The organism is Foetidibacter luteolus (assembly GCF_009650435.1).
Classification (GTDB): domain Bacteria; phylum Bacteroidota; class Bacteroidia; order Chitinophagales; family Chitinophagaceae; genus Foetidibacter; species Foetidibacter luteolus.
This window is the reverse complement of the sequence record NZ_VVIP01000050.1, coordinates 1-8,456: the sequence shown is the minus strand read 5'-3', so window position 1 is coordinate 8,456 and position 8,456 is coordinate 1. Positions and strand designations below refer to the sequence as shown.

The following is an 8,456-nucleotide window of genomic DNA, read 5'->3' as shown; positions in this document are numbered from 1 at the left end:
GTATGAGCGGAAAGCCCGACCCCTTGCGATAGCTTGGGGGCACCCCCAAAAAGCAAGTACGAAAAAGTGAAGTACGAAGTACTTACTTATGTTAGATGTTTGATGTGGGATGTACGATGTAAATAAGTACGAAGTACTTAAATATGTAAGATGTACGATGTGGGATGTACGATGTAAAAGGAAATGTAAGATGTTTGATGTGAGGTTGCACAATGTGACAAACGGATATAACCCCACTTGCCATTTACCACTTACCACTTGCATAACCATGTTACAGGCGCAGTAACCCAAACCTGTGCAGTGTGTTTACCGGTTTATTGTCCCAAAAGAGTTCAAAGTCTTCCAGGCCGGCGGCGGCATAACTGTCTTTAACTTCCTGCAGGGTGTAAATTTTAAGGTTATGAACAGATAACTTCTCCAGCATGGCGGCCAGCCATTGTCCCTGTTCAACCCCCACCTGTATGGCGCCCTTTTCTTTACGCGTTTGAAAGGTTAAGTTGGCTACCTGCCACTGGTTGCCCTTTTTAGATTTAGTAACAATCTCTACCGTTGGCGCCTTGCCAAGCCATATTACTTTGTCTGTTGGTTTGGCGGCAACATATTGGTCTTGCTCCAAAGCATTTACAATATGATCCGCAGGCACTTTTGTTTTAGGTACTTTAACATCAAACCATTTTTGCAGTGGGTCGCCAAGACAAAGGCCATACATATAGTTCAGCAGTGATTTTTTTAAACCATACCCAAACAGGCTGTGGTCGGCGCCGGTTTCGTCAATATGGTCAATATCGTTATTGGCAAAACTGCCCACCAGCTCAGATTGTTTCTTTACGTTAAACAGTTGCGGGTTAAGGCCAACAGGGCTGTGGGCCGTCATGGTAAACAAATGCCAGAAAGCTGATTGTAATATGCCCGCCTGGAACATTTGCCGCACCATTTCCAGCGAGTCTATGGTTTCCTGCGCTGTTTGTGTAGGAAAGCCATACATAAGGTACGCATGCACCATAATGCCGGCGCTGGTAAGGTTGCGGTTTACCTGGGCCACCTGTGCAACGGTAATGCCTTTGTTAATCAGTTGCAGCAACCTGTCTGATGCCACTTCCAGACCTCCGGATACAGCAATGCAGCCGGATGCTTTCAGCAGCAGGCAAAGGTCCCGTGTAAAGCTTTTTTCAAAGCGTATGTTGGTCCACCAGGTTACATTAAGCCTGCGCCGTATAATTTCTATGGCCAGCGAACGCATCAGCGCCGGCGGCGCCGCTTCGTCCACAAAATGAAAACCTGTTTGTCCGGTTTGTGCTATGATGGTTTCCATACGGTCGCAAAGGGTATGCGCAGCAATGGGTTCGTACAGGTTAATATAATCCAGGGATATATCGCAAAAAGTACATTTACGCCAGTAGCAGCCGTGTGCCATGGTAAGCTTGGCCCAGCGGCCATCGCTCCACAGGCGGTGCATAGGGTTGGCCACTTCAATGGCCGATATGTATTCCGAAAGCAGCAGGTCGCTGTAATCAGGCGTGCCCACATCGCCCTGTTTGTAATCGGCACAGGCCTTGTTGTTAAACCAGGTTACCCGGCCATCCACGAGTGTAAAAGTGCGTTTCAGTTGCTCTTTGGGTATGCGGCCTTCAATATGCGCTATCAAATTTTCGAGCGGGGCTTCGCCATCATCCAGCGTAATAAAATCGTAAAACTCAAATACCCGTTCATCTGTAAGAGAGCGCAGTTCTGTATTGGCAAAACCGCCACCCATCACCACTTTTATGTTGGGGAAATACTGTTTAACCCATTGGCCGCAGCGCAGCGATGTGTACAGGTTGCCGGGAAAAGGAACGGACAGCGCCACCAGCTTTGGCTGCAACGTTTCCACATGCTGGCGCAGCAGGCGTATTAATATCTTATCAATAAAAGTATATTCCTGTTGCAGGGCCGCATACAGTTCATCAAAACTGTTGGCCGAGCGGCCCAGCTTTTCAGCATAGCGGCTAAAACCAAAGTGTTCGTCAATGCATTCTTTTACCAGGTCGCTTAAGTCTTCCAGGTAAAGGGTGGCCAGGTGTTTGGCTTTGTCCTGCATGCCCATTTTGCCAAAGGCATATTCCATATCGTCCAGTTGGGCAAAGCGGCTGGCTTCGGGCAGGTAATCCCTGCTGCAGATGCGGTGTGCCAGTGTTGGGTTTTTGCCCTGCAGAAAATGTATTACTTCATCAATGGTTTGTATGTAATCGTCCTTAAGCGCAATTATCCTGGCCGTGTCTTCAGAGGCAATGCTGTTATTTATTTCAGCAAACAAATCCTGCAGGCCCTGCCTGTTAAACAGCGCAAGGGTAACTTCAATACCAAGATCGGCCTGGAACGATGCGATGTTCCTGGTATTCAAAAAACCTTTCAGGTACGCCGTAGCAGGGTAGGGGGTATTCAGTTGCGTAAATGGCGGCGTAATTAAAAAAACAGGAACACTCAAGTCAATGGTTTTAATGGGCAAAGGTATTTGTAAAATACCACATGCCAACTGCTGAAGGGAGTTATTATGGGCCGGGGAGGAGGGACTTCTATTGGGCATCGTTGCGTCGCACTCTTGTGCAGTTGGATTCGCTGTGGGGCTTTTCCCGCAGGGTAGGAGAGGGCAGGCTGATGAATTTAGACCTAACAAAATAGTTTATGAAGCGGCATCAGTTACTTTTTCGCATTTCTATCATCGCTGCCGCCAAGTCCCGTACCGGAGACTATTGCGGAGAAGTGGTTTTGATATACAATGTACGAGAAGAAAACTCTGGCTAAAGCCTTTTGCCGGCTGTTTTATTAACCCAAGGCTTAAGCCTTGGGTTAGAAGTAAATAGCTTGACGGCTACTTGTTTCGCCAACAGAACATAGGCTTAAACCTAACGTTAGCCGCGCTTTGTTTTTTTAGATTATTAGATTGTTGGCACGGTGCCACCATCTATTATAAAATTTGTCCCTGTTAAATAATTAGCTCTTGGTGAAACAAGAAAACCGACTAATTCCGCTACTTCTTCTGGTTCGGCCGGTCTTCCATAAGGTATGCCACCCAAAGCGTCCATTACACTTTGTTGCGCTTCTTGTACAGTACTATTTGCGTTTCTTGCAATTTCGCCCAGCCAGGCTTCCGATGCTGTCGTATTGATCCATCCAGGCGAAACAGTGAGCACACGAACACCTTTTGGCGTCACTTCATTTGATAAACTTTTACTGTAATTTATCAATCCTGCTTTTGCAGTTGCGTACGGCAATGTAGAATCATAAAGTGGTAGTTTACCCTGAATAGAGGCTATATGAATGATTACACCAGTTTTTCGTTCAATCATTTGTGGTAAAAATCCTCTGTCCAGCCGTACAGGCGCAAGCAAATTGGCTTGCAGGGTAGATACCCAATCTTCATCCGTTAATACGGCAAACCCACCAGCGGGAGTTGATGAAGAACCCAGGTTGTTTACCAAAATGTCCAGCCTGCCATAAGTCGAAAGCACTTCGCTTACTACTTTTTGTGCATCTTCTGCCTTGCTTAAATCGGAAGGAATGAAATGTAAATTGCTGTTATCTTTTTCGGGAGCGTTGCGTGCGGTAATGATAACTGTTGCACCAGCTTGTGAAAGCCTTTCTGCAATTGCTCTTCCTGCTCCTTTTGTACCACCTGTTACCAAGGCTATTTTACCCGATAATTCATTGTTGAAATTAAAACCCTGTTTCATTGTTTAAATATTTAGGGCAAAATTCAGGCTTATGTATAGTTATTACAAGTACGGAGTTTCGATTCATATAGGGATTAATTTTTCCCCTACCGCACAATTTGGAACATTGATTTAAATTTGTCTTATGTATGAAAGAAAGGTTTTACCGAACTTAAATTGTGGTTTGGATTTAATTGGCGAAGTGCTGTATGGGAAGTGGAAAATCCGTTTGTTGTGGTTTATCAACGAGGGATATACCCGTCCGAGTGAACTGCAGCGAAAAATTCCAGATGCAACAAGACGTGTGCTGAATATCCAGTTAAAAGAACTGGAAGACCACGAATTGATTACAAAGAAAATTTATCCTGTAGTGCCGCCAAAAGTAGAGTACAGTTTAACTGAGTTTGGCCAAACGTTGATTCCTGTAATTTCTGTGTTGGGAAATTGGGGGGATAAAAATGAAGATCGTCTACGTTCAGTTATATTAAAGCGTTTGAAGCCTGAATGCCTGTAGTTTGATTAGGTTGAAAAAGGTTGCCTTTAACGGCCATGGCTTTCTGCTGTGCTGATTTTCTGTGATTCGTTAGTCCTAACCGCTGCTCAATAAAATTAATGCAGTTGATGCTATATTCTGTCGCCCGGCGTTATTTCATAAGGCTTCTGAAGGAAAATATTGCTCCAAAGCCCTTGCAGGTATTGTCACCTGCAAGTTGTAGATTACAAAATATTCACTCACCTGGAAAATACTGCTGTACTGGCAAGATAGATTTTTCAAAAATAGCTGAATGAAAAAGAATGGTTTCTTAGTATGGCACAAGGTTGTTATAGTGGTTGTTTGTTTTGCGGTAGCAGTTGTAGGGTTTATGATAAAACTGCCGCCGGTGTTTAGAGATATTGACAAGGAGATGCATGCATTGTTTTACTTTTTAGCCGCAGCGCTTTTAAATGTATTGTTTGCTGGCACCAGGCTCATCAGGCACGTAATAATATTTGGTGCGCTTTATCTGTTTGGCATGGGGATAGAATATGCGCAGGATTATTCCAATAAATTTTTTCGTAAACGTATACATGGGCACTTTGATCCGGAAGATATTGAATGGAACCTAAAGGGCTTAGCAGCATTCTCACTGCTTTGGGTATTATGTGTCGTGGTGATATTGATTTGGAGGAAAGGCAGAACGCATTCCTCAAAACCCTTATGATTCTTTTGGTGAAAACATTGGTATAGAACGATGGCATCCGGTTACCGGATGCCATCGTTTACTTTAGAGATGCAATTGTAAATAGGTAACTATAATGCCCAAACTATTTTGCTATGATCATTTTTTTGTTCCCAAGCTTTTGCAGGTGTTAACACCCGCAAGTTCTAGATTATTAAATATTCACCTGGATAATATTGCCGCACTGTCATTTGAGGATAATGTCCTTTGCTTGTATCTACTAGCATCATTCCGGCAGGAGACAACACTTGTCTTGGCATCGTTGGCATATTAACACCAACGGCGGCAAGTAAAAGTACTTCGGCCTCCACATTCCCGAGCCAATGTTATTTGCAGCCATTTTTGCTTTGTTTATACAACTGGTTGCCTGTCCAGGTCACTATACGGATAGTGTCCGGCTTCTTTTAATTTTTTAAACAATTCTTCGCTTCCATTTCCTCTTGAAAATTCCATTTCACTTCTAAAAACTTGTAAGCATAAAAGCAAATGGTGCTTTCTGTTACCAACTTTAAATTCTTTGTTGTTGGGCTTATATAGGTCAAATACCAAACACGTGTTTTCTTCTCCCTCTCCACTGGGAACTTCACAGGTCTCGTTCGGATTTAAAACTGCTTGGCGGGAGAAAAATCCAATTGTCGTGAAAATTCCGCAAACCTTTCTTTCAATGAGGTTAAAAGGTGTCTGTGCATCTTCGCTGTCGTTATAGTCGTGTTTTGTAAATGCGATAAGTTCATAAGTTCCAAGTCTATTTGGTAAAGGACCGGTTCCGTCAGGTTCTAAAAGTTCCATTGTTGCAAAGCCTGTCCCTTTAATATGATTTGGGAAATAGTACATGTCAACAGCGCCACCAACAGCAAAAGGAATTATTGCGTGTCCAACCAAGTCGTGCATTTTGCCAAGAATATTCTCCAGTCCTTGTAATTTTTGTTCATAGTCAAGTTCGTACTCTTGTCCGGTAAATTCTTTTGGTTCCGTTTTGTCAGGTTTGCCAAATAGTTTTTTAAGAAAGTTTATCATTATAGGTTGTTTTAGCGATGTCGTTAGTATGGTTATAAATAACGGAAAGACTTGCCGATAGTTACCAGTTTGAATTGTACCTTAATCTAATTAATTTACATGGTATTATGAAGACGTCCCTCATTATATTGGTTCTTTTTTGCGCTTTGTCACGTGGCTTCGCTCAAGATGCGGCAAAACCTAACGATCAGGCAAACATACAAGGGGCCTGGCTGGCACAATCAGAAAGCCAAAACGGCATCAAAAAGGATGTGGATTACCTGTATGTCTTCAAGGGGGGTAAACTTACTTTCAGGGACGAGACCGGAAAGGAGATGAAATATTCGTTCAAGCTGGACACTACCGGCAAACCCAGGTTGATTATTATTCAGCCAGAGGATGCAACTGCTAATTCAGCGCCTGTCAGTGTTGCTTATGAGTTGGATGGAGATTCACTGAAGATTGTAGTCGCACCTCCTGGTTTGCGCCCCACAGACATATCAGACAAAAACAACCAGGAGTTGATTATCTGCAAGCGAAACGGTTCATAGAAACACCCAGCCATAATAATACTTGTGAAAATCTTTCAGGAAAACTTGTCAATAGATTGTCTATCCTTAACTGCATTTATTCCATTCGGTCAAGCATTGCTTCCATTTGCCGGATTTCACGTTCTTGAGAGGCGATAATGCTGTCTGCCAATTGCCTCACTTCGGAATCTTTTATATTAGCATGTTTGCTGGTCATGATCGCAGATGAATGATGCGGTATCATTGCTTTCATGTATTGTACATCACTGATAGGAGTTTGTGTCCGCAGTCCGATGAGCGTCACGATGAAGACAACGATTGCTACGATAACAATACCTGCATTTCTCTTTTTGTTGGGGTACATTTTTCCCATCATCAACATCATAACTATTGCCATCGGGGCTACCATTAATATTGACATATAAAGCCGTGTCGCACTTGTGTGATAGTGATCAATATTGTCCATATTCAAGAACATTACTACATACATAATGATGAAAGAGATAATCAACATTATGGTGAATTTCTTATAGCTCATACCATTCATACTCTCCATATGCAAAAATTTAATAGATAATGAAGTAGTAACCCACAAAAGTCAAGCCATTACATTTATTTTTTCAAATGGGTGAGGATTTAAGTCAACAGGCCCTAACATATTCTCGCCTTCTTCATATGCTTTTATCAGTGCGTTTGCATCAATCGCATTAGACTTAAAGCTATAAATGGCTTTATTTAAATGTCTCCAGGCATTTCTGACATTACTTGCCTTTGAGGTCAAATTAAAGGCAGTAATAAGTGTAATAAATAGAGTAGCGATGAAAGCAATTATTTTAATAGTTAAATCATCTACTGTACCTGCAAATGCACTTATGAAAAGAGAAGATGCTATTGCTAAAAAACCATAACAATTACACTCCCTTGTAACCAATTAGCCATTGTTTTCCATATTCCTAGGTGATATTGTATCTCTTTCAACACGTCAGGGTCAATTTGCTGTTTGCGTGGGTCAATTTGTTGGGGTGGTTAGTTCCATAATGTTAGTTTTATTTTAAAAATTTAGGTGTCCAGAAACTCAAGATTAAATGCAGATAGGCGGTCGGCAATCCAATTTATAGGCAACATTTCATTTACACAATCCCAATATATTCACCTTTACAAACATTTACAACCATTTATACACGCTTTTCCCCTTTTTGTCCCGGCGCCACAACGCGGAAGGGAATATTTCTTTCCAATATCCGTCCCTGTAGCCCCAAACTCCAAATTTGCCCTTCCAAACACCGCCATTTCCCTTTTTAAGACAAAAGTTCTCCTTCTGAAGTCCGTCGTCGCTGATCTGAAGGGGAATATTGCTCCCAAACCCTTGCAGACTAACATCAACGTTCGTTAGGCAAATGTTATATGCCGTTCATATCGCCCATTTAACTTTTGAGTGTTTTACATTATCTGATAAAATTCCTTCAATGGCATCATAGTTACGCTCCTCAATCAGTCTTTTTATGGTTTTGAATTTGCCAACTTTACTTGGCTGATTTGATTGGAAAGTAGCAAGTGCTTTATCGAAATGTTTACCCTTTAAGTAAAAGAAACCTTTGTCAATAAATGTATAGGGATTAGACCAAATAAAATTGAATTCTTCATTATCCATTAAACTACACAAATCTTTTACTGTTGATGTTCTTTCGAAAAAGGGCAGCAAGTATTGCAAAATGCATTCTTTTATTTCAATTACGCTTTGTGCAGTACTTGCCTCAGTATTGCAAGTCCACCACTTGTCTGGCTTGACATTTAAAAAGTTGCCGATTCGTCCACCAGGTTGCAGTAGGTCAAATGAACATGTTGGGCAAAAAAGTCCTTGCAAAACAACATTTATGGTCATTTGTTGGCTGAGGGATTGCACCCCTTTTTGAAAGGATATGAATTGAAGAATGCCTTCTTCTGTCACTCTGTAGATAGGTATCCCATCGGCGAACCCCGTCATTGTTGTTTGGAGTTGGCCGTATAGTTTTGTGGCAGCA

9 protein-coding genes are annotated in these 8,456 nt (G+C 42.1%); 3 read left to right on the top strand and 6 right to left on the bottom strand.

Annotated features, from left to right (window positions below):
- Positions 1-271: 271 nt before the first annotated feature.
- Together F0364_RS15785 and F0364_RS15780 are read right to left on the bottom strand one after the other, a co-directional pair.
- The gene (locus F0364_RS15785; protein ID WP_153798768.1) at positions 272-2,464 is read right to left on the bottom strand and encodes a B12-binding domain-containing radical SAM protein; all 2,193 of its coding nucleotides are present in this window, start codon (positions 2,462-2,464) and stop codon (positions 272-274) included.
- A gap of 451 nt (positions 2,465-2,915) precedes the next feature.
- The gene (locus F0364_RS15780; protein WP_153798767.1) at positions 2,916-3,710 is read right to left on the bottom strand and encodes an SDR family oxidoreductase; all 795 of its coding nucleotides are present in this window, start codon (positions 3,708-3,710) and stop codon (positions 2,916-2,918) included.
- Positions 3,711-3,834: 124 nt separating this feature from the next.
- Here F0364_RS15780 and F0364_RS15775 point away from each other — a divergent pair, with 124 nt between their 5' ends.
- Entirely contained in the window at positions 3,835-4,203 is a 369-nt protein-coding gene (locus F0364_RS15775; RefSeq protein WP_153798766.1) for a winged helix-turn-helix transcriptional regulator, read from the top strand.
- Positions 4,204-4,474: 271 nt separating this feature from the next.
- Positions 4,475-4,891, top strand: coding sequence for a hypothetical protein (locus tag F0364_RS15770; protein WP_153798765.1), 417 nt, complete (start codon positions 4,475-4,477; stop codon positions 4,889-4,891).
- Between the two features lie 369 nt (positions 4,892-5,260).
- On the opposite strand, the gene F0364_RS15765 is transcribed toward F0364_RS15770, so the two are convergent.
- A complete protein-coding gene (locus F0364_RS15765; protein ID WP_153798764.1) occupies positions 5,261-5,926 on the bottom strand; it encodes a suppressor of fused domain protein in 666 nt (221 codons plus the stop codon).
- A 107-nt stretch (positions 5,927-6,033) separates the two neighbouring features.
- Between F0364_RS15765 and F0364_RS15760 the strand changes: the two genes are divergently transcribed.
- Positions 6,034-6,456: a TIGR03067 domain-containing protein gene (locus F0364_RS15760; protein ID WP_153798763.1), complete on the top strand. Its 423-nt coding sequence runs from the start codon at positions 6,034-6,036 to the stop codon at positions 6,454-6,456.
- A 76-nt stretch (positions 6,457-6,532) separates the two neighbouring features.
- On the opposite strand, the gene F0364_RS15755 is transcribed toward F0364_RS15760, so the two are convergent.
- The 3 genes from F0364_RS15755 to F0364_RS15745 form a co-directional block, all read right to left on the bottom strand.
- Positions 6,533-6,991, bottom strand: coding sequence for a DUF305 domain-containing protein (locus F0364_RS15755; RefSeq protein ID WP_207632711.1), 459 nt, complete (start codon positions 6,989-6,991; stop codon positions 6,533-6,535).
- Positions 6,992-7,033: 42 nt separating this feature from the next.
- Positions 7,034-7,366 (bottom strand): hypothetical protein, encoded by a 333-nt coding sequence (locus F0364_RS15750; RefSeq protein WP_153798762.1) that lies wholly within the window; start codon positions 7,364-7,366, stop codon positions 7,034-7,036.
- Between the two features lie 480 nt (positions 7,367-7,846).
- Positions 7,847-8,456, bottom strand: a 610-nt coding sequence (locus F0364_RS15745) for a DUF4304 domain-containing protein (protein WP_207632710.1), incomplete at its 5' end; no start/stop codon positions are given.